15 protein-coding genes are annotated in these 22,563 nt (G+C 57.2%); 9 read left to right on the forward strand and 6 right to left on the reverse strand.

Annotated elements, in window-relative coordinates; all coding sequences use genetic code 11:
- Positions 1 to 143 precede the first annotated feature (143 nt).
- The 5 genes from Mal15_RS10270 to Mal15_RS10290 all read left to right on the forward strand — a co-directional run bounded on the left by Mal15_RS10270 (position 144) and on the right by Mal15_RS10290 (position 7,744).
- Positions 144 to 1,283, forward strand: a complete 1,140-nt coding sequence (locus Mal15_RS10270) for a hypothetical protein (protein WP_147867672.1) — start codon at positions 144 to 146, stop codon at positions 1,281 to 1,283.
- A gap of 1,498 nt (positions 1,284 to 2,781) precedes the next feature.
- Entirely contained in the window at positions 2,782 to 3,720 is a 939-nt protein-coding gene (locus Mal15_RS10275; RefSeq protein ID WP_147867673.1) for a hypothetical protein, read from the forward strand.
- A gap of 1,231 nt (positions 3,721 to 4,951) precedes the next feature.
- Positions 4,952 to 6,139, forward strand: coding sequence for a TlpA family protein disulfide reductase (locus Mal15_RS10280; protein ID WP_233903392.1), 1,188 nt, complete (start codon positions 4,952 to 4,954; stop codon positions 6,137 to 6,139).
- Positions 6,140 to 6,924: 785 nt separating this feature from the next.
- The gene (locus tag Mal15_RS10285; RefSeq protein WP_147867675.1) at positions 6,925 to 7,263 is read left to right on the forward strand and encodes a hypothetical protein; all 339 of its coding nucleotides are present in this window, start codon (positions 6,925 to 6,927) and stop codon (positions 7,261 to 7,263) included.
- A gap of 142 nt (positions 7,264 to 7,405) precedes the next feature.
- On the forward strand, positions 7,406 to 7,744 hold the full coding sequence (locus Mal15_RS10290) for a hypothetical protein (RefSeq protein WP_147867676.1): 339 nt from the start codon (positions 7,406 to 7,408) through the stop codon (positions 7,742 to 7,744).
- A gap of 443 nt (positions 7,745 to 8,187) precedes the next feature.
- Here the strand turns inward: Mal15_RS10290 and Mal15_RS10295 are convergent, their stop codons facing one another.
- Entirely contained in the window at positions 8,188 to 9,621 is a 1,434-nt protein-coding gene (locus Mal15_RS10295; RefSeq protein WP_167546714.1) for an IS4 family transposase, read from the reverse strand.
- A 569-nt stretch (positions 9,622 to 10,190) separates the two neighbouring features.
- Between Mal15_RS10295 and Mal15_RS34000 the strand changes: the two genes are divergently transcribed.
- The gene (locus Mal15_RS34000; RefSeq protein WP_233903393.1) at positions 10,191 to 10,481 is read left to right on the forward strand and encodes a hypothetical protein; all 291 of its coding nucleotides are present in this window, start codon (positions 10,191 to 10,193) and stop codon (positions 10,479 to 10,481) included.
- A gap of 90 nt (positions 10,482 to 10,571) precedes the next feature.
- Here the strand turns inward: Mal15_RS34000 and Mal15_RS10300 are convergent, their stop codons facing one another.
- Both Mal15_RS10300 and Mal15_RS10305 read right to left on the reverse strand, forming a co-directional pair.
- A complete protein-coding gene (locus tag Mal15_RS10300) occupies positions 10,572 to 12,518 on the reverse strand; it encodes an alpha/beta hydrolase (RefSeq protein ID WP_167546716.1) in 1,947 nt (648 codons plus the stop codon).
- Positions 12,519 to 12,732: 214 nt separating this feature from the next.
- Complete coding sequence (locus Mal15_RS10305) at positions 12,733 to 13,005, reverse strand: hypothetical protein (RefSeq protein WP_147867679.1); 273 nt, start codon at positions 13,003 to 13,005, stop codon at positions 12,733 to 12,735.
- A gap of 2 nt (positions 13,006 to 13,007) precedes the next feature.
- On the opposite strand from Mal15_RS10305, the gene Mal15_RS10310 reads away from it, so the two are divergent.
- The 3 genes from Mal15_RS10310 to Mal15_RS10320 all read left to right on the forward strand — a co-directional run bounded on the left by Mal15_RS10310 (position 13,008) and on the right by Mal15_RS10320 (position 17,455).
- Positions 13,008 to 14,558, forward strand: coding sequence for a Do family serine endopeptidase (locus Mal15_RS10310; protein ID WP_147867680.1), 1,551 nt, complete (start codon positions 13,008 to 13,010; stop codon positions 14,556 to 14,558).
- 144 nt (positions 14,559 to 14,702) lie between these two features.
- On the forward strand, positions 14,703 to 16,091 hold the full coding sequence (locus Mal15_RS10315) for a sensor histidine kinase (RefSeq protein WP_147867681.1): 1,389 nt from the start codon (positions 14,703 to 14,705) through the stop codon (positions 16,089 to 16,091).
- The gene (locus Mal15_RS10320; RefSeq protein ID WP_147867682.1) at positions 16,088 to 17,455 is read left to right on the forward strand and encodes a sigma-54-dependent transcriptional regulator; all 1,368 of its coding nucleotides are present in this window, start codon (positions 16,088 to 16,090) and stop codon (positions 17,453 to 17,455) included. Before Mal15_RS10315 ends, Mal15_RS10320 begins: the two co-directional genes overlap by 4 nt.
- Before the next feature lie 226 nt (positions 17,456 to 17,681).
- Here the strand turns inward: Mal15_RS10320 and Mal15_RS34005 are convergent, their stop codons facing one another.
- Genes Mal15_RS34005 through Mal15_RS10330 form a run of 3 tightly spaced genes read right to left on the reverse strand, consistent with a single transcriptional unit; the run spans position 17,682 to position 22,274 of the window.
- Positions 17,682 to 17,858 (reverse strand): hypothetical protein, encoded by a 177-nt coding sequence (locus tag Mal15_RS34005; RefSeq protein ID WP_167546717.1) that lies wholly within the window; start codon positions 17,856 to 17,858, stop codon positions 17,682 to 17,684.
- A 4-nt stretch (positions 17,859 to 17,862) separates the two neighbouring features.
- Positions 17,863 to 19,257, reverse strand: a complete 1,395-nt coding sequence (locus Mal15_RS10325; protein ID WP_147871944.1) for a DUF1501 domain-containing protein — start codon at positions 19,255 to 19,257, stop codon at positions 17,863 to 17,865.
- Between the two features lie 59 nt (positions 19,258 to 19,316).
- Entirely contained in the window at positions 19,317 to 22,274 is a 2,958-nt protein-coding gene (locus tag Mal15_RS10330) for a PSD1 and planctomycete cytochrome C domain-containing protein (RefSeq protein ID WP_147867683.1), read from the reverse strand.
- Positions 22,275 to 22,563: the final 289 nt, after the last annotated feature.

The raw sequence follows: 22,563 nt of genomic DNA on the forward strand, positions 1-22,563 counted from the left end.
ATACTGACTATCTTGCCTCAGCAGAGAATTGGCAGAACAATGGGTTGGACGCGGAGGCCTCGAAAGCGTCTTTTTAAATGGTTGATCTTTCGCTCGGCCCCGGTCAACCCTGCCGTTCTGCTTAATTGGAGTGCTGAATACTTGTGAGTTTCAACCTGCCAGACAATCGCATATTGAAGGTCACGGAGGGCGCCTGGCGTGACGTTGTCTATCCAGCCAAGGCGATCGTACAACTAAAGCTGGTTCCGTCTGATTACTTCGAACCTGTCAGCGAGGACGAGAGCAGGTCCTGCGTTCCGCAAGGCGGAACGGACTTCCGCTTTTTGCTAAACGGCAACAATGGCCGAATGACGCTGCATGGCAAGACAATGATGCCACCACTTTCAGTTACCTTTGATATCAACGACGGCGCGTGGGACGTGTCTTTCGTGGGGGCAACGATGCAGATCTCGAGCAACCTGGATTCTGAGGATAGGATCAACTCATTCTTGACAAATTGCGAAAAAATCATTCCCGCCCTGCTTTCGGTTTGTCTCGGGATAGCTATTCGTTCGGACGAAACGTTGATCCGTATCGGTGATTATGTTGAGGCGCGATCAGAGACGATTTTTGCGCCTCATACCGTTCGTGTCATTGATCCTGATTCTCGCATCCAGGAACTCGCTGACTCACTTCCGGTCATCGTGAAGTGTATGGACTCGGCGCGATATGTGTTGGCTGCCACGTATCTCCGAGAGGCCATTGAATTTAACAGTTCCTATGGACAACAAAATCCTTACGTAAGATCGCTTGAAACGATTTTAGGGTGTGCCAAGGTCATTGAAGTGCTATTCAGTGGGCAGAACGATACCATTCGCGACAAGTGCCGCGAATTAGGAATAGATGACGATGTGATCGAACACGAGATCGTTCGAATCAATATGGCGCGAAGCAAATTAGGTCCGGCTCACTCAAGTCGCTTTGTGCCAAATTCGACTGAGGCCGAAGTGCTACGCGTTTTTGCGTCGAGAGCAATTGTCACGGTTCGTGAGTTACTTCTCTTGATCAGCAAGAAGCGTTTTACTGACTTTCCCTATTTGTTAGAACCCGCGGGAAGAAGTCGTGACAAGGAGGCGTTCCTGGAAAAATTAAGGGAAACACTTGAGCGTCCGACTTGGAGACCGAGCGGAGACTCGGAGCCAAGGAACTTTGCTTTTCACGATCCACGTCTGTCAGGAGCAGAGCAAGAAAACGAAGCTCCAGCAGAACCTTCGGATGCACGACGAGTCGGCGAGTCGGATTAAATTGAAGTGTTGAATCTATTGCGCCGACCGCGTGATCCGTGACGTTCGCGGCGGTAGACTTGGCTGCGATGGTCCGGCGCCTGTCGTCCATGCTGCTGACGGGTGCGCTCGAATTTGGCCCACTTGATGTCGTCGAACCTCCGTTTCCTGGGATTCGCTCTTGATGTCACGGTATGACGGGTGCGCGGTCGACTCGGCTGACGAAGACAAGCCGACGCCTGACGACTTCAATGCTGAAAACCGACGCCTGAAATGCTGACTGGAGATTGGGAGGTTCGAATTTCCCGTGGCGATTCGAATCGAGTACATTGGCAAACCGCGACGATGTTTCAAGCCGGCGTGCCGACCGGCGCCACGAACCGGGCGATGCACCCCAGCACACTCATTGTTGCGAGACGCAAACTTTTACCCGATTCGGTCATCACGCTCACGCCATCTCAATCGTAAAGGTCCGTGTGCGAGGTGATCGCTGATGTTCGCGCTGCTAACCGACGCCCGGCAGCGACGGCCCACCTCTTCTCTGTGTCCCTCTGCGACCTCAGTGATTGTTGATTCATCCACGGTTCAATTGGTGCGCCCGAAGTGGAAGATGTGGCAGACGAATGATTGGCAGACGAATAGGAGAGAATCGATCAACGTCGGCAGAACGAGCTGCAATCATTCGTCTGCCATCCATTCGTTTGCCACATGGCTTGACATCGAAGGAAAGGCCCAGCCTTCTGTGCCTCAAGGTTTTCGATGCATCGGACGGTGTTCCATTGTGTTTGTCAGAAGAGACCAGCCAGCATCCAATGGGGCACGTTCCGAGGCAATCCGACGTCCAAAATGCCGGCCGCAAATTGGGTCACTGGATGCCCCACGGCGACTCCAATCGAGTACATTGGCCATCAGCGGCGCTGGTTTTCACGGTCGTCGTGGCCGATGCGCGTGAACTAAGTGGTGCACCGCAGTCGGCGAGTCGAGTTTGTTTTTGAGTTCCGGTCGATCGCGCCGACGCGGTGACCACTGACGTTCACGCTTCCAACCGACGCGTGACACGCCAGTCACTACGATTCGTGTCATTCGAGTGATTCGTGGACAAATCTCTTCTCCGCTATGCGCATTCTGGTCCAACGCCTGACATCCCGACTGCGATTGGTGCGCTCGAATTGCGCTCATCGGATTTCATCAGACCTCTATTTCTTGGGATTCGCTCCTGACGTCATCGTTCGAGCGGTGCGCGGTCGACTCGGCAGACGATGACAAACCGACGCCTGACGATTGCAACGCTGACAACCGACACCCGAAGTGCTGACCGCAGATTGGGACGCTCGATTTCCCTTGGCCATTCCGATCGAGTACATTGGCCATCAGCGACGATGGCTCAAGCTGTCGTCGTGGCCGATCCGCGTGAACCAAGTGGTGCACCGCAGTCGGCGAGTCGAGTTTGTTTTTGAGTTCCGGTCCATCGCGCCGACGCGGTGACCACAGGCCGTTATTCCATAGATTCTGAGTTTTTATGGCACGCGACGATTTTAGTGCACCAACGAAGCGAACGATTGCACAGCGATCGGGATACGTCTGCGCCTATCCGAATTGCTTGGCTCCGACATCCGGCCCAGCGCTGGACGGCGAATCGGCCGTCAATATTGGCGTTGCTGCACACATCTGCGCTGCATCTGAAAACGGTCCACGCTACGACCCAACAATGACAGAGCAAGAGCGTGCCGATGCCGAAAACGGCATCTGGATGTGTGCGAATCACTCTACGCTTATCGACAGAGATGACGATAAATACACCGTTGACGTTCTGCGCGACTGGAAATACGAAGCCGAGGACCGCGCAATGAAAATGTTGGGACAGCCACGTGGGTGCGCGAAAGGCTCGCTTGCGAGTGTGTCCCCCGCGTCACGGCTTGGTGCCGAACAAAGCGTGCTCGTTGATGGTCAGCCGATTCCCTATGTATCGACGTTCGACGCTGACGATGAAGAAGAGCAGATGACGTGGTACGTAAGCGCGTTCGTGATTCAGTTTTCGATTCAGAAACGTCCAAGCCTCAAGAATGCTGTGCTGGATCATCTTGTTGTTACCGTCCACGAGACGAAAACGATCCCAGAATACCAACCCTTGATGGGCGTTTACCCATCAGAGGTCAACCTCTTCTACGTTGAAATTGACAAGAACAACGGCACGATCCCCCGCGAATTCAGGCCTACGCGTTACTACACGAAACAAACTGATTCTGAGCCAGAGCAACAGCATTATCCACAGCCCATGGTGCTGGACGACGACATTCCAGCTCAGATTGCGGTTCGATTCAATTCAAAGTCTTCTGGCATGTTCCTGATGTCGATGGACGCTGTGGTGACTGCTGGGGATGAACATGAGACGTTACCAATCATGCCTCCTCAATGGACAATCTTTGAAGAGCCAGAACCGTACGAGGACATGGAATAACAATGCGATGCACGACGAGCCGCCGAGTCGTGCTTTTTTGAACTGGTTGATCACTCGCGGCGGCCGCGTGATCGCTGCCGTTCGTAGCGGTAGACGTGGCTGCGATGGTCCGGCGCCTGTCGTCCGTGCTGCTGACGGGGGCGCTCGAATTTGGCCCACTTGATGTCGTCCAACCTCTGTTGCCTAAGATTCGCTTTTGATGTCACGGTTTGACGGGTGCGCGGTCGATTCGGCTGACGAAGACTAACCAACGCCTGTCGACTTCGATGCTGACGACCGACGCCTGACGTGCCGACTGGAGATTGGGACACCGGAATTTCCCGCGGCAATTCACATCGAGTACACTGGCAAGCCGCGACGATGCTTCAACCCGGCGTGCCGACCGACGCCACGAACCCGGCGATGCACCCCAGCACACTCATTGTTGCGAGACGCAAACTTTTACCCGATTCGGTCATCACGCTCACGCCATCTCAATCGTAAAGGTCCGTGTGCGAGGTGATCGCTGATGTTCGCGAAATGAATCCCTACAAGCCCTCGCGAGATTTACACACAGAAGCTGCGTCAAGTTCGCACTTCGCCGTCTCCCATTGCATTCGTCCCATGCTCATCGGTGCGGCAGGAGTAGGAGCGGCAGTTGTTTCAACGCTGGTTTACGACTCCGGTTTCGGGTTCGCCGTGTTCGGTACGTTCTGCGGTGTTGCGTTTGGTGATCTATTCTCCACGACAGAACATGAGGCAAGCGATGACCTATGACAAAACGTATCGCGTCACAAACCACCGTTCGCTTATCTTGATAGCATGCTGTAGTGTTTCACGTTTGGCGAGAACTGCTACTCATCGCAACTTTCGTCGCAATGGTCGTCACTCCAGCCGATGTCACGGCTATGGTCTACGCAATCCCGGGATTCTTGATGGGGGTTACTATGTCCTACGGATTCGCCGTGTGGCGTTTGCCTGCTAGTTCAGAACACATGCCTAGTGAACAATACCCGAACGGGAGCGTGGAGCAATGACATACACCGAAGCACGCGAGTGGGGTTGTTTCGAAAGCGGATCATCAACCGCGCGTGCTCGGTGATGTCTGACGTTATTCGATTGAACTTTTATGGAACTGCAGACATTGGTACGCACAACTGCTATGGCCGCGTTACTCTTGGCACATTTGCTACCTGTGTTGGCAATTTCCCAAGAGCCAGAGCAAACGCAAAGTAGATCGGACGAGCTCGCGATGTCCGCAGTCGAAGCTCGGTTTTCTGAGCTCCAACTCGAATTTCGCAAGTCTTCCATGCGATACACAGAGCTTGTCAATCTTGCTAGAGAATCTAAGGCAGGCTTGGCTCGTCCCGGTGTTGAGATTCACCCCGGCAACTCGCTCGTATCAGCGTTCCTTGATCTTGAGTCAGACTCCCGAGGGACAAGCGTCGGGTTTAGCTGCCTCTATCACTTGATTGATCAAGCGCGTCGCGTACGCCCGGGACGTCTCGCCGAATCATCCGAGTGGGACGTACTGAAGGGGAGGCATGAGGCTATTTCCAGACTTGGGGAATACTATTTAGGCTATCGGGATATTGGAACAGTGATCCGAATCGTCGGAAGCGGCACAGACGATGAACGCTTCCTACGAACGCTCAGAGATCGCGCTTCGCATGACAATGTTAAAGCAAACGCGATGTTTGCCCTTGCGGGCATCCTGGCCAATAAGAGCAATCTTCCTGCGTACTTTGACTCGCAAATTTCACTGCTCGACGCAACGGAGCCACGACAGATGAAAATCATCGAGGCTTATAAAAACGCGAAAGCTAAATCGAGGAATGCGTTGGAGTGTCGTTCCGAAGCTCGTGAGATCATCGAAGCATTGCGGGGTAACTATGCCTCTGCGCAATTGGCGCCCAGGATTGCTGGAGAGGCACCAGTGCACATCCAGTTGGAACGATCAGAACCGGAGCGAAATCAACCCCTTGTTTTGTCTCTGATTCCAGCCGTTGAATTTGAGTTGCAGCATGGAATCGGCCGGAAGGCTCCGGAAATCGATCAGGTTGATGCATTCATGGAGCCTATGAAACTCACTTCCTACCGCGGAAGCACTGTCGTGCTGATGTTTTCTTACAAAGGGTGTGCTCCCTGCGAAGCAATGTACCCGGCAAATCGCAGCCTGATTGACGACCTGAGCGGTTTGCCGTTTGTTTTTGTAGGCGTCATGAGTGATGATGAACTAAGCACGATTCACAGCTCCGTCAGCGAAGGAGACATTACCTGGCGCGTTTGGTGGGACGGAAAAGACAAACAGCTTTCCACGAACTGGAATGTAAACAGCTATCCACAGATCTATGTGATCGATAAGACTGGAACGATACGCTATCGCGGCCTTCGCGGTGCAGCGCTGCGGAATGCCGTCATGCACTTGCTTAACGAATAGGCATCGACTCATCGAAATCGATTTCAACATCGCCCGACCGGAGCGGTGGAATTAATGTGCAGTCGCACAACATCTGATCGCACAGATCGACGAATAACAATCGGATGCACGACGAGTCGCCGAGTCGTGGTTATTGAAGTGGAGGATTGCTCGCGGCGACCGCGTGATCCGCAACGTTCACGCTGCCAAATCGTGCTCGTACTCAGGCGTCAGCCGGTACTCGTACTCGTACTCGAAACAGCCGCAAGCAAACCAACGCCCTTCGTCGATGCCGCTGATTGGTGCGCTCGAAGTGCGCCCAACTGAATTCATCAGACCTCCGTTCCCCGGGATTCGCTACTGATGTCATCGTTCGAATGGTGCGCGGTCGACTCGGCCGAAGAAGTCAAACCGACGCCTGTCGATTGAGTGCGAGCACGAGTACCGCGTTGCTGAGTACGAGTACGATCCAAGACAATCCGACGCCCGAATGTCGGCTGCTGATTGGGGCACTGGATTTCCCTTGGCGATTTCGATCAGTTACATTGGCTGTCAGCGGCGCTGGCACGTGCTGTCGTCGTGGCCGGACGCGCGAACCATCCGTTGCACACGCAGGCACGGAGTCGGCGTCAACCGAAAACACAATGTCGTTCGCCGTGCCGCGGTGAACGATGGCCGTTCGTCGACTGAAGACAGTTCATCCTCACTCACGGTCAAGAGCTGCATTGCAAACCGCGACATGCCCTGCTTGCCAAGCCGAAATTCCAGCGTCAGGCATGAAGTGTACCTGTGATTCTTGCGGCTGCGTGTTTCTACACGACCACAACTATCCCGACTCAAAAGCGGTCGCCGTAAGCTACTCTCAAGTTGCACCCGAATTCAAAGATCTGCCTGGACATGACAAGGCAAAAGCACACGAATGGCTTGCTGCCGTGGCTCGACGTCCGAACTACATTTCCTACTACCTTTCTGTCGAAACGGGCCATCATTCAACACTCACCTTCTTAACCCACCACGAATGGATCACTGGTAAGATCGAATACGCCAACGACACATATCGCTTGACTGACGCTGGCGCGGATGCACTAATTGCACTTAATTCCGAACGTGGTGACCCAGCACTGAAGCGTCGCGCGGACAAATAGAGCGGGGAATTATCCACTGCACCCGTGCGGCGAAGTCGGGCGTTTTGGTAATGGAGAAGCTCTCGTCGCCGCCGGGTGATTGGTGCCGTTCCCCGACTGGGATTGCTTCGACCCTAGAACCTCGAACCAATGCTGTAACTTTGTGAAACGTCCGGACGTAGTCGCTGAACTCGCACTCGCTGGAAACCAAAACGTTGTCAGCGTGAAGATCCAAGGAGACAACTACGAAATTAACGTTCTATTGTCTGCTGACGACATTGATCGTCTCAATCGCGAGGATTTGCCCGTTGTACCAGATGATCATGCCGTCACGGCTGGAATTTGTTTTAACGCGGCCGCGCACTGGTTCCTTTGCGACCGCAATATCATGGGCATAGTGGTGGGACACGACGATGTAACATGGGACGTTGGAGTTTGGATGCCAGTTGATACATTTACGGAAATCAAACGACTGATCCTCTGCCTGCGTTCATCCCTCTGACTCTACAGAAGAGGGGAACCATCGCGTGCACCCGTGCACGCGAGCACGCGAGTCAGGCGGTTTTGAAATTGAGAATCTTTCGCGCGTGCCGGGTGACGCGTGACGCTCGCGCTGCTAGCCGACGCCGGACCGCAACGCCACGTCATCTTTCGTGTCGTTCGTGGTTGCTCTCTTTTCCGCTGTTCCCATCGCGGTCCTAGGCCTGACATCCCGGTTTGATTGATGCGCTCGAAGAGCGCCCATCGGATTTTTCAGACCTCTGTTTCCTGGGATTCGCATTTGGTTTCGTCGTTTGACTGGTGCGCTGACAAACCGACGACTGATATGACGACCTTAAAGTCATTGCTGAATCCAACGGACCGGCTGCCCGGGCGATGTGTCTGAGGCCCGGAGGGCCGGTAGAGTGTCTGCCGGTGGCGTCAGCCCTCGTTGTTATACACAATTCATTCCCCTGATCTGGTTGCATTTGGACCAAAGCTTCGCCAACAACTACTGATGTCGTAGAGTCGTTCCATGCCGCGCATGACCGTATCGGTGCCAGGCTCGTCATGTCGTGGTCGGTCGATGTAGCCGCCAAGCCGAGCGATCATGCGGACGATCTCCTTCAACGTCGGTGGTTTCTTTGGCGGATCTTCCCCGGTGACGATCTTGTATACCGGCTGCCATTCGTCGGCTACGAATACTGCTTCACAGCTGACGTCTGGACATTCGCGACCGATCCGCACGCTGTAGAACGTTCGCCACGCCAAGATCATCGAAACAGCGAGACAACGCTCGAATCGTTCGATCTTTTCAAACCGCTTTGCTTCGATGCGAGTGCCTGATTTGAGAGTTCGGAAGAATACTTCGATCAACCAGCGAATGCAGTAGTAAGACAACACCAGCTCAATCTCTTCCTTGTTCGAAATCGGCATATTGGTCAGCAACAGCCAACTGATAGGCGTATCCCCTTCAGGCGGATCGATCTCGTGAGCCCAAATCGCGTTGACTTTCGTGGGCCGTAGGTGTCGATCGGGACGATAGGGGTTCTTCAGTGTCAGCGTCGTTGCACGCACCTCGAGTTCGCATTGGCGTGCCTCTCGCGGTTGATTGCGTGCTCGTTTGTCACAGGCTAACTTGGGTTTGTGCGGACGAATCGTTATCGCTTTGGTGTAGCGTACTTTGCTCGCGGCGAGTTTTTCATGCAGATTTCCTGATGGCCGACCGTGCTGATCAACGATCGAACGGTCATAGCAACTGCGAATAATCCACCAAAAGTTCTTTGGAGAATCGGAATTACACTCGATGACTTCAAAGATGTCCGCTTCGCTGTCAGCCACGCAGACAACTTGCGTTTCGGGGTGCTCGCTAGCGATTAACTGTGCTTCGCGGTGGTTTTCAAGCCATCGCAGAGACTCCTTCTCTTCAATCGGCACTTTCTTTCGATCATCGGCTTTTGACGGACCTTCCTCGCGAGTCCAAAGTTCCGCTGCAACGGTTCCTAAGGGCGTGCCGGTGGGAGTGAACGCCATCAGCGGGTGAAGCAACTCGCCGTAGCGTGAACTGCCATCTAGCGGACCGGCCCCTTCTACTTGCGTGTTAGGTTTCGTCAAATCCAGTTCCGTCGTATCGTGAGCCAAGATGACAACTTCTTGCTCAGCAAGACGCTTATAGCAGGCATCTATATGGGGCGCTAAAATGTCCTCAAAGCAGATCGCATCGTTATCAAAAAGTCGGTAGGCTGCCGTTGTTTCGTTGTGTCCTGCGCCGACTGCAGCAGGAATGCTCTTGCTCGGCAAACCAGCCATGGCGGAGAGCACTTCGGCAAGTCGTTCATTTCGTCTCTTGTCGCCAAGATCCACCGTTTCTAATTCGTCAATCACCCATTGGCTCACCATCGCAAACACTCCGTTGCTAGCTGTCGTGCACCTGAACTCCCTGTGAGCAACAGTTTGAGCGATTTCGCGAATCAATACATCATCAAAAATTTGTGTATAACAACGAGGGTTGACACCACCGGCAAGCACTGTGCCAGCCCTAGTATCTACCCCGTCGACGTTGTGGGCTTCATTGCGCATGTACAGAAAGACGGCAGCGTCATCGAAGTGGAATGTCCCAGGGTGTTTCCAATCGAGTACATTGGCCATCAGCGGCGATGGCTCAGGCTGTCGTCGTAGCTGAACGCGCGAACCAGGTAGTGCACGGCAGTCGGCGAGTCGATTTTGTTTTTGTGTTCCGGTCGATCGCGCCGACGCGGTGACTACCAGGACATTCGCGGGGCTTCTCGAACGGGCGTCACGCCCTGATGTTTCACTCGCCCGCGGCGCGAGCAAGAGGCGAAGCGGAATCACTCGCTTGCGGGACGAGTTTGTTTTCGCGATGATGTTTTGGCGTTCCCAACGAAGTGTTCTTGGGCACGCCCGAACTCCGCTGCCGTTGGGCACTGTGATCTTCGTAACGGTAGTAAATGATGATGTTTCAGCAGATTGCCGATTCAATTCCGATTGCGGGGATCTTTGTCGCGTTCGCGATCGTTGCCTCGGCTGCATCCGAGGCCGGCTATCGCATCGGGGTTTGGTGGCAGGAACGCACGCCGGATGAGAAGGAAGGGCCGACGGCGATGATCGTGGTGTTGGGCTCGGTCGTCACCCTGGTGTTCGATCTGGACCGACCGCGAGGTGGATTTCTTACCGTGAGCCAGCAACCCTTTGCTGATCTGCAACGCCAAATCGGAGCGGCCGTGCCGGAACAGGGCTGAGTGCAAAGCGGGCCGACAGGATTCTGGCGTCCGATTCATCGCGGTCGGTTTGCACACGCGGATGGAGCGGAATTCGTCGTCTCACCAAAGTCATTGGTTCTCCGCCACGATGACTTGTGTCGTTCCCCGCTTGAGATCTTCCAGCCAGCGGGCACAGGAGCGCGTCCACTGGGCAAACGGGCCTCCGATCTCACGCAGCCCCTTGCCGTGGCCGCCGCTGGCGTAGACGTGCAACTCGCCGGGCACGTTGGTCTGATGCAGGTGCAGCAGGTAGTGCAACGAATCGGGGGCGAAACGATCGTCTGCTGCCACGGCCAGGTAAACCGGCGGGTAGTCGTCACGCGATTTCAGTGGCTTGACCAGCGGGTCCAAGCCATTGCCTGTCCCGTCGGCGGTCAGGTAGGCCGGATAGATCAAGATCGCAAAGTTGGGGGCGACGTCGACCTGATCGATCGGATCGGCGGGCGGGTAACTTTCAAAGTCCGATTGATGGACGGTCAGGGTCGCCAGATTGCCGCCGGCGGAAAACCCCAAGACGCCGATCTGATCGGGATCGATGTCGAATTCGCCGGCGCGGCTTCGCACCAGCCGGATCGCCCGCTGAGCGTCCTGCAATGCGACGGCATGCTTGTCCAGGTCTTTGCGACGTGGCACGCGGTACTTGGTGACAAAGGCGGTGATGCCCAGACCGTTCAACCAGCGAGCGATGTCGGTGCCTTCGTGCTGTGCCGCCAAGGCGTTGTAGGCTCCACCGGGAAAAATGATGACCGCGCGACCATCGGGTTGTTCGGGCCGCCAAACGTGCATCGTCGGCCGTGAAACGTTGGTGATCCGGACCAAGCCGTCGGGCCGTTGCGGAAGCTCTTCCACCAGTTCGATCGCGGGGTCGTCCTTTCGTTTACCATCACCGGGCCACAACGCGATCACCTCCGGCGGCGGTGTCCGTAGCGCCGCCAGTTTTTCATCACCGGCCGTCCATTCGGAGTCGTTTGCCAGAGCCGGTCGTTTCGGCGGGTCGGATTTCGTCGACTGCGGCTTCCCAATGACGGTGGCCAAAAACGTCGATTCCAATCGGTCCAGCAGCGCGTTGCTTTCCTGTTCCATTGCTTCGGTGAACAGCGATTGGTCTTTCAGGAACCGGGCCGCGGGACGGATAAACTCCATCAACGGGTATTTGTCCAAGCAGCCGCCGTGCCCGCCTTCGGGGTAGACGTGAAGTTCGGCCGGCACCTCGGATTGCCTCAATTGCAACATCGTGTTGACGGCTCCCCAGGTGAACTTGTCCGGTCGGGTGACGGTCATGAAGATCGGTGGTGTGCGCTCCGGGCTCAATCGGTCAAGGTGCAAATGCGGGTCCGCGTTCAACGAAGCGGTCGGCTGAGTCAGGTAGGCCGGATACAACAACAGCGCCGCATCGGGGCGAGCGCTTTGCCGATCGGCCGCATCGAGTGGTTTGTAGGTCGGTTGGTCGTGATTGTTGGCCAGATTGAACGCGAGATGACCGCCGGCTGAAGATCCGACCATGATGATCTTGTCCGCATCGAGTCCGAATTCGTGTGCGTCGGATCGCAACAGTCGCACGGCGCGTTGGGCGTCGGCGAGAGGGATTTGATGGCCGGGATCGTCGGCCGCACGTGGGACGCGATACTTCAGCACCGCGCAGTGGGCACCGACCGCACCGGCCCAATTGCAAACGTCGACTGCGTTGGGTAGCGAGAGACGTCCGTAGCCACCACCGGGGGCGAACACGATCGTCGTTCCGGTCGCTTGGACACCCTCGGGCGGAGGCACCAGGATCACGCTGGGCGCCGCGACGTTGGCGATCGCCGGTTTGCCGTTCTTGGAGTTTTCAATGGATTCCGCAGTCGTCTTGTCAGACGGTTGGTTCGGTACCGCGCCCTCGGGCCAAAGTGGGATCACGACGACATCGCGTTGAAGCAATTCGTGTAGCTTCTGTTCGCCGGGAGATTCGGCAAACGACGCGGTGGTGAATGCAAAAAGGGTTAGCAGAGAGAGGCTGAAAAAGGTACGCAACATCGTGGTCGGGGATGGGTGGGGAGACGATCGATCGCAGATTGAGGAACGCAGTGGGGGACGTCGTTTTTCGAACCCGACCGCGTTTTTTGGGGCACCGGCATTGTAAACCAGATCCCCGCGGCGTGATCGCATCTGCCATGCGCGTCGGTCGGTTCTTGGTGGCTGATAAGAAGATGCCCACGGATGGCAGCGCGAACCCACGGATGTTTCGCGGTCAATCATCCGTGGTTTGAATGCTTCCCAAGTCCGGCGACAGATCCCCGACGCTGGGGCATTTTGCCCCGATGGGACTTTCTGGGACGGCGGCGGTCGATCGATGCGGCCGACACGACTCGCCGGCGAAAACGATTTGAGTCGGTGATTTGCGGGTCCAACACAGGAAACGACGTTGATCCAACCGCTCGGGCACAGCGTGTGCGTTCCCTTTGATCGACCACGCGGCGCCTTGCCGCAGCAACCGATACCAACGACTGATGAAGGACATCATTTATGAAGAAGCTCAAGTCCCGTCTTAGGACAGCACTCGTCGCGGCACCGCTTAGTCTGGCAGCAGCCGGTCTGCTGATGGCGGCCGCCCCCGCAACGAAACTCGATCAACAGCCGGCCACCGCATCCGCGCCGGCGACCGTGACCAAACCGGCGATCACGCCGGAACAACTGAACATCGCCAATTCGCTTTCCCAAGCGTTTCGCAACGTCGCCGACAGCGTGCTGCCGGCCGTCGTCGCGATCGAAAACCGTCCCGACACGTCCTGGCGTTCGGCCAAGCCGGCACCGGATGACAACTCGGCCGGCGGTCAGAACCCCTTCAAAGGCACTCCGTTTGAGGACATGTTCCGCGGCGGCCAGATCCCGATGAACCCCAACATGATTCCGCGTCAAGCACCACGTTCACAGGGCGGCATCGGTTCGGGCGTGATCATCGACAGTGCGGGGATCGTGCTGACGAACAACCACGTCGTCGACGGCGGCGGAACTGTGATCGTGAAAACACAAGATGGCCGCGAATTCGAAGCCGTCGAAGTCTTCACCGACCCCAAAACGGACATTGCCGTGGTGAAGATCAACGGCGATGGTTCGTTGACCGCCGCAAAACTTGGCAATAGCGATTCCACGTCGGTCGGCGATTGGGTAATCGCACTGGGTCAGCCGTTCGGACTGGAAAGCACCGTCACGGCAGGGATCGTCAGCGCCAAGAATCGCGGAATCGGAATCACCGCACGTGAAAACTTCATCCAAACCGATGCGGCGATCAATCCCGGCAACAGCGGCGGCCCGTTGGTGAACCTGCACGGCGAAGTGGTCGGGATCAACACGGCGATCTCCTCTCGCGGTGGCGGGAACAACGGCATCGGATTCGCCGTTCCCTCGAATCTGGCACGCTGGGTGAGTGACCAACTGGTCGCCAACGGCACCGTCCAGCGAGCTTACTTGGGCGTCGCGATTCAGCCGGTGTCTCATCAGTTGGCTGCCCAGCTGGGTGTCTCACCGCGTGGCGGCGTCGCAGTGACCAACGTGTTCCCGGACACGCCGGCGGCGAAGATGGGATTCCGGCCGGGGGACGTGATCGTCGACTTCGGCGGCACCAAAGTCGCCACGCCACAGCAATTGCAACTTGCCGTGGAACGCTCGGCGATCGGGAAAACGGTTTCGGTCGAAGTCGTCCGTGACGGCAAAACGATTTCGTTGAGTTACGATCCCGAGGCGGCACCGAACGACTTTGCCGCCAGCGATCGCGAGCAGAAACCCGATGGCGTCAAGATGCAGTCCTTGGGGATTGAGGTCACACCGTTGACCTCCGACGTCGCCAAGCAACTCGGGCTGGAGGATAAATCCGGTGTGGTCGTCACACGGGTCCAAGAAGGCAGTCGTGCCGAGCAGGCCGGCTTGAGCCCGGGGATGGTGATTGCCCAGGTGAACCGCAATGACGTCACGACGACGGCCGAGTTCGAAGACGCGGTCAAATCGGACGAGGACGGGACCCTGCTGTTGTTGGTTCGCAACGAGCGAGGCTCCCGCTTCGTGGTCATCGAAGGATAGGACTTCCCACCCGAGCATCGGATGCGCGAACCAAAATGCGGCCAACGCCCTTGTGGCGTTGGCCGCTCTTTTATGCGGCGATGTTTTGGCGATCGGCGTCAACGAGTATCCTGAAGCATTGCTTCGATCGACAAGGAAACATTGATGAAATTGGCCGCCAAACTGATTCTGCTGTTCATGCTGGGCGTGTTGGGTATTGTCGCCCTGTTCTCCTGGCAAACGATCCGTCGACAATTGAGGTGGGACGAGCAGCGCCGGGCCGACCATGCAAACGACGTCGTCGGAGCGCTGAAGCCGGCGATCGACGACGCCTATCGCAACGGCGGCGTCGTGACCATTCAACAGGCCATCGAGGTGACCGCGCGACATGTTCCCGGACAACAATTACGCTGGGTCGACGGCGTCCCGGCGGCCGAAGCGGAAACCAAAATCACATCGCGGAAGGTTTCACAGATCTCCGTCGCGAATCAAGACGGAGAAACGGTCTCGCGCACCTTCGTGCCGATCGAGATCGACGGATCCGAGGCCGGCGGCGTGGAAGTCTCCGAATCAATGGAGCACCACGATCAATTCATTCGTGAATCCTTAATCGCCTCACTGTTGTCGTTGGTCGGCGTCGCCGCACTCTCGGGAATGATGATCTACTTCGGCGGGGTGCAACTGGTCGGCAAACCGCTGGCCCTGCTGATCGATCAAGTCCATCAAATCGGCGCAGGGAAATTGCCACAACCACCCGCGTTTGAGCGCAACGACGAACTCGGATCACTGGCCCAGGCGATCAGTCAGATGAGCCGACAATTGGACCAGCAACAAAACACCATTCGGCACACCGACCGCCTGGGCACCGTCGGCACGCTGGCGGCCGGCATGGCCCACGAGATGGGGACGCCGCTGAATGTGGTGGCTGGGCGGGCCGGTCTGATCGCCGGCGGCAAGCTGTCACCGGAGGAGGTTCGGCAGAGCGCCCAGACGATCAAGTCCGAAGCCGAGCGCATGACCACGCTGATCCGCCAATTGTTGGATTTCGCGCGGCAGTCGCCATCCACACACACTCAAATCGACATCGGCCGGATCGCGCGATCCACGTGCGATTTGATCGAACCGATCGCAGAGAATTCATCGGTGCAAATCGATCTCAGGTGCGACGATCAACCGTATCCGATCCGCGGCGATGCGACACAGATCCAGCAGGTGCTGACCAACTTTCTGACCAATGGGATCCAGGCCATGCCCGAGGGCGGCTCCGTCACTTTGACCTTGCAACGACGAGAAACCTCGCAAGGAAAGCAGATCGGCATCCACGTGACCGATCAAGGCCGCGGCATCCCGGCGGAGCAACTCGACCACGTCTTCGAACCGTTTTACACGACCAAGGACGTCGGACAGGGCACGGGGCTGGGGCTGTCGATCGCCTACGGGATCATTCAGGAACACGGCGGCGACATCGATGTCCAGAGCGAGGAGAACGTGGGAACCACCTTCAGTGTCTACCTTCCAGTCGCCGATCAACCTTCCACTGCGATCAATTCATGAACGACACCCTACCGAACGCGAACGTCCTGATCGTCGACGACGAACGCAACATGTGCGAGTTGATTCAAACCGATCTACGGCTACGGGGGATCAACAGCCGCGGGTGTCTGTCGGCATCCGAAGCGATTGATGCCCTTCGCCACGAAAACTTTGACGTCGTGTTGACCGATGTCAAAATGCCGGGCACGACGGGATTGCAGTTGTGTCAACAGCTGACCGAAACCCGACCCGACGTGCCGGTGATCGTGATGACCGCCTTTGGGACGATGGAAACCGCCATCACCGCGATGCGTGCCGGTGCCTATGACTTCATCACCAAACCGATCGAGATGGATCTGTTGGCGATCACGTTGAGGCGTGCGATCGAGCACCGACAGCTCTCCGAACAGGTTCGATTGCTGCAGGCATCGTCCGAAAAGGTCAGCGCGTTCGGCCCGATGATCGGCAAAAGTCCGGCGATGGTCCAATTGTACGAACAACTAGAACGCGTCGCCCAGTCCGACGCCGCCGTCCTGATCACCGGCGAAAGTGGCACCGGCAAGGAACTGGTGGCCCGCTCGATCCACCAGAACAGCCGCCGCGCCGAAGGACCGTTTGTCGCCGTCAACTGCGGTGCCCTAAGCGAAACGCTGCTCGAAAGCGAACTCTTCGGTCACGTCAAAGGAGCCTTCACCGACGCCCGCAGCCAGCGTCGCGGGTTGTTCCTCGAGGCGGACGGCGGAACGCTGTTGTTGGACGAGATGGGAGAGATGCCCATGACGATGCAAGTCAAATTGTTGCGCGCCCTGGAAGAACGATCCGTGCGGCCGGTCGGCGGAGACAAAGACATCTCGTTTGACGTCCGCGTGTTGACTGCGACCAACCGCGATCTGGAAACCTCCGTCGCCGAGGGCCGCTTCCGTGATGACCTGTTCTACCGAATCAACGTGATCGGTATCCAATTGCCCCCGCTGCGCTCGCGCGGGACCGACGCATTGCGACTGGCCGAACATTTTTTAAAACAGTTCGCTCGCTCGGAAAGTAAATCCGTCGACGGGTTTGCCGAGGGCGTCCCGGAAAAGCTGCTGGCGTACTCCTGGCCGGGCAACATTCGTGAGTTGCGCAACGTGATCGAACGCGCGGTCGCATTGACGCGTTACGACAAGGTGACGATCGAAGACCTGCCGGAAAAGATCAGCCACTTTGCCGGCGGAACGGTGTTCATCGGCGGGCTGGATCCGAGTGAACTGGTGACGATGGAAGAAATCGAACGCCGCTACATCACCCACGTCTTGGAAGCGGTCGGAGGCAACCAGACCCAAGCCGCCCGCATCCTGGGACTGGATCGGAAAACGATCTACCGCAAGTTGAAACAGGAGTCCTAGCCGGGTGGATGGGTAGGAAGATTTTGGAGGTAAGAAAATTGCCTGAATCCAATAGTGGATGAGCCCAATCATTTTCTTACCTGCGAAATTTTCTTACCCGAGTTCCGCAGACGGATTTCTGTTTCGCAGCAAGCGCTTCAACCCAACGATCGCAGCGTCTAGCGATGGATCCCTGGCCGCATTCTATCCGTGGGTTCGCGCTGCCATCCGTGGGCCATTTTTGCAATCACTTCTTCGCCCCCGATTCACCCGAGGACGTAAACCATCCGATCAACCCGATGATCCCCACAAACACCGCCACCCCGTTCAAAAACAGGTTGGTGTCACTATGCGTCACGAACCCCGCCGCCGCAAACAGTATGCATGACGACAAGATGACGATGGACGAAGCAATACTGCGCATGTTGTCAGCCAATGATGTCGTGGATCACGTGGCCTTTGACGTCGGTCAATCGCATGTCACGGCCGCCGAAGCGGAACGTGGATCGGGTGTGGTCGACGCCCATCAGGTGCAACATCGTGGCGTGCAGGTCGTGGATTTCGACCCGGTTTTCGATCGCCTTGTAACCGAATTCGTCGGTCGCGCCGTAGGTGGTTCCGCGTTTGACGCCGCCGCCGGCCATCCAGATCGAGAAACCGAACTGGTTGTGATCGCGGCCGTCTTTGCCTTGGGCGAACGGCGTGCGTCCGAATTCACCCGCCCAGACCACCAGGGTTTCATCCAGCATGCCTCGCTGGCGAAGGTCTTTCAGCAGCGCGGCGATGGGTTGATCGACCGCCCGGGCGTTGTTCTCGTGCCCCTGTTTCAGATTGCCGTGTTGATCCCAGCGGTCTCCGCCGACTTGGGGGCAGGTCAGTTCGATAAACCGAACGCCGCTTTCGACCATGCGGCGAGCGATCAAACATTGGGCGGCATAAATCCGCGTCGGCTCGTATTCCGATTCCATCCCGTACATTTTCTGCACGTGCGCCGGTTCGTCGTTGATCGACATCACTTCGGGAACCGCCATTTGCATCGCGTAGGCGAGTTCATAGTTGCGGATCGCGGAATCCAGACTGTCGTGTCGGCCGAAGTGACCGGCGGCGAATCCATCCAATTGGCCGATCAGGTCCAGTTTTTCACGTTGCCGGACTGGCGACGGTTCGGTCGGGGTGATGTTGGCGACGCCACTTCCCGAGGGTTTGAACACCGACCCTTGGTAGCTGGCCGGCAGGAACCCGCTGCCGAAACAATCCAAACCGCCCGGCGGGATCAGGCCTCCGTTGATGACGACAAACCCGGGCAGGTTTTGACACTCGCTGCCGAGTCCGTAGTTGACCCACGCGCCCATGCTGGGGCGTCCCTGCAGCCCACTGCCGGTGTGCAAGAAGTAGTTGGCAAAGGTGTGCTCGGGGAACTCGGAAACCATCGATCGCACGACCGCCAATTCATCGACGCAGGTCGCGACGTGGGGGAACAGACTGCTGACCGGGATCCCCGAATCGCCGTGTTGTTTGAATTCCCACGGACTGCCCAGCACGGTGCCGTTGTTGTTGAACTGGGTCGGTTCGACGTCGAACAGGCTGGCGGGGTCTTTGCCGTTGAATTTGGTCAGCAGCGGTTTGGGATCGAAAGTGTCGATCTGCGACGGTCCGCCGTCCATGTACAAGAAGATCACGTTCTTGGCGCGGACCAGGTGATGCGGTCCGTGGCCGGCTTTGCCAAGTTCATCCGAGGAAGAAGACTCGAGTGAATACGCGGCATCCTGTGCCAACCCGGCCAGGGCCACCGCGCCAAAACCGCTGGCGCAGCGACGCAGCATGTCGCGTCGCGAGGTCGGTGCGGATTGATACCGTCGGCAATGATAGTGGGCGTGCTTGGTCATCGCAGAAAAATAAACTCCTTGGTGTTGATCAGCGCGTGGGCAAAATCGCTCCACAAACCGACATCGTCCGGTCCGACCTTGCGGGCGTCTTGTTGGGTCTTGAAGAACGCGTCGGCGACGGCCAACTCTTGATCGGTCGGTTGTCTCGCAAACGCCGACTGGTACATCCAGCGGATCCGTGGCCCACTTTGCGAATGCAATGCGACGGCACGCCCGGCCCACTTGCCGGCCAGATCGACCACCAACGGATCGTTCATCAGAATCAGCGCCTGGGCGGGAACGTTGGACACATTCCGCCGTCCCATTGTGCTGAAGGGAACGGGGGTATCGAAGGTCAACATGAACGGCGAGAGGAAGTTGCGTCGAACGGCGGTGTAGATCGATCGTCGTCGGGCACCATCGAGCGGTCCGCTTTTTCCGGGACGGCCGCGTCCATCCATAAACGCGGTCAGGTGAATCGGAATCGGTTCGCCGAACAGCTTCGGGTCCAATTCACCGGAGATCGACAACAACGCGTCGCGGATCACTTCACCCTCCAGACGCTTGGGCGGGCGATGGTGATACAGCAAATTCTTCGGATCGCTGGCCACCGCGGATTCATCGGCCAGGCTGGACATTTGATAAGTCCGCGAAAGCACGATCAGACGGATCATCTGTTTCAGGCTTTGGCCGTTTTCACGAAAGCGGGTCGCCAGATGATCCAACAATTTCGGGTGCGTCGGGCGTTGGCCCAGCACCCCGAAATCATCCGTGCTGGGGACAATGCCGCGACCGAGCAGGTAGTGCCAGATCCGATTGACGATGACGCGGGAGGTCAGTGGATTGGCGGGATCATTGATGTGTTCGGCCAGTTCCAGTCGGCCGCTTCCCGATCGGATATCCATCGGGGCGTCTCCGGAAATGGCGGTCAAAAAATGCCTCGGTTCGATCTCGCCGGGTTTGGATGAATTGCCGCGGATGTAGACGTGTGCGTCTTCACCGCTGCCGTCCATCATCGCCATGGCCAGTCGAGACCGGTGCATGATCTGGGACTGCAACTGCGTTCGTTCTTGTTGCCACAAACGCGCGATTTCGGAAAGTTCGTTTGGCAGGAGTTCGCGGGCTTTGCCTGCCAGTTTCTCCACGCCCGCGGCGATCGACTCCTGGCGTTGTTTCAATTGATTGCGAATCTGCTTGGAGGCCCCCTGGGTGACCAGCGAGACTTCCAGTTGGGCGTTTTCATCCGGTGTGAATTCCAGATGCAGCCGGTGGCCGACGTAGCGTTTCAGATTCAGTTGCACCCAATCATCGGTCGATTTGATCGCCTTGATCGTCTCGCCGTGCAGCGGTCCGGCGACCAAACGATGCGAGTCCACGCAGGCGACGACGTGGCCGGCACCGCGTACCAGGCAGGCGACGTTGCCGTCGGTCAAGGTGAAGGTGGGGGTGCGTAAGGTGCGACTGCTGCGTGGCAACTTGGCCAGACGGCTTCGATCGCCCATCCCTGTTTCGCTGACCGATTCCAAACCGTTCCAAAACGGATCGCTGACCGCGGCGGCGACGGGCGCGAATTCGATCACCGGCTTGTCGTCTTTGGCGGAGACGACGGGCTGGCCGGCTTGGCGCGGTCGGTCACCGAACAGAAACCCGTCTTGATAGTACTGGTCGGTGGCGATGGATTGATAGTCAAATACGACCGCTGCCGCCAATTCATCGTCGACCGGGCCGATCGGCTCGCGCGACAAATGATGCTCGGTGAGCAACTGTTGGACCGAGTCGCGGTACTTGGCATCGACCGCCGCCAGTCTTTCGGCAACCTTGCGATTGTGGTCGATCGATTCGAATCGGACTTGTCGATAATCACTGCCCTGCAAGAAGCCGGTCAACGAGTAGTAGTCCGCAGTCGAGATGGCGTCGAATTTGTGATCGTGACAACGGGCACAAGAAACCGTCACGCCCAGGAAAGTTTTGGACATGACGTCGATCATGTTGTCGAACCGATCGCTTTCGTCCTTGAGAATATCCACCGGCGAATGAACCCATTCGCCGAGAAACCAAAATCCGGTGCCTAAGATCGATTCATTGAATCCTTCGTCCGGGTTCGTTCGCGGATCGGCCAACAGGTCTCCGGCGATGTGCTCGCGAACCAATTGATCGTAGGGCACGTCGGCGTTCAGCGCGCGAATGATGTAATCGCGGTACTGGTATGCATTGATCGCATCGTTGTCAAACTCGTGGCCGCGCGATTCGGCGTAGCGGACCAGATCCAACCAATGTCGGCCCCAGCGTTCACCGAAGTGCTGTGAATCGAGCAGTTGGTCGACGAGTCGCTCGAGTGCCTGAGGGGAGTCGTCGCTGAGAAATTGTTCGGCTTGTTCGGGTGTCGGCGGCAACCCGATCAAATCGAACGACACGCGACGCAACAGTGCCGATCGGTCGGCGTCGCCGGCCGGTTGCAAACCCACCTGTTCGAGACGGTGAAGCACGAAATGATCCAGTGGAAGCCGTGGCCAGGTTTTGTTTTGGACCGTGGGGACCTCGAGCGAACCAACCGGTTGCCACACCCAGTGGTCTTGCGCGCGTTGCCGGAGATCGAATTCGGGCCGCGTCACCGTTTCTGCCGGGGCATCTTCTTCCGGCCAGGGAGCTCCGATTTCCACCCACCGTTCCAGCGTCGCGATGTCCTCGTCCGGCAGCTTCCCCTTGGGCGGCATCTCGTACGAATCGTAGCGCACCGCTTCGATCAACAGACTGCCATCGGCGTCGCCGGGAACAACCGCTTCACCGGAGTCTCCGCCTTCGAGCATCGCCGCCAGACTGTCGACCCGCAGGCCTGCCTGGATGGTTTTTGATGTCGTGCTGTGACAGGAATAACAATGCTCGGCGAGCAACGGACGGACTTCTTTCTCAAAGAACTCCAACTTTTCCGTGCTCGATGCGGTGGCGTTCGGTGCTGTGCCCGTTGCGGACCCCACCAAGCAGTAGGTCACTAAGCCGGTGGCTAGCAGGCAGCGCCAAGCAAATTTCCGAATCGAATTCACTTCATCTCCAGAATGAGCGAAATTGGGGGACGAACCAGATATTCTAGCTGAAGTTCGATGCCGCGGCTTAGGCAGGCTTTTTCCCAGACACAATGGTCTCAGGTGAAATGCCGCGGACAGGTGGGAGCCTCATTATGGCGGTTGAGAGCCGAAGCCGCGAGAGGAAACTGCGACACGCGACAGGCAATTTACGACTCTGGTCCAACTCGCGACTCAAACACAG

The organism is Stieleria maiorica, from assembly GCF_008035925.1.
Classification (GTDB): Bacteria; Planctomycetota; Planctomycetia; order Pirellulales; family Pirellulaceae; genus Stieleria; species Stieleria maiorica.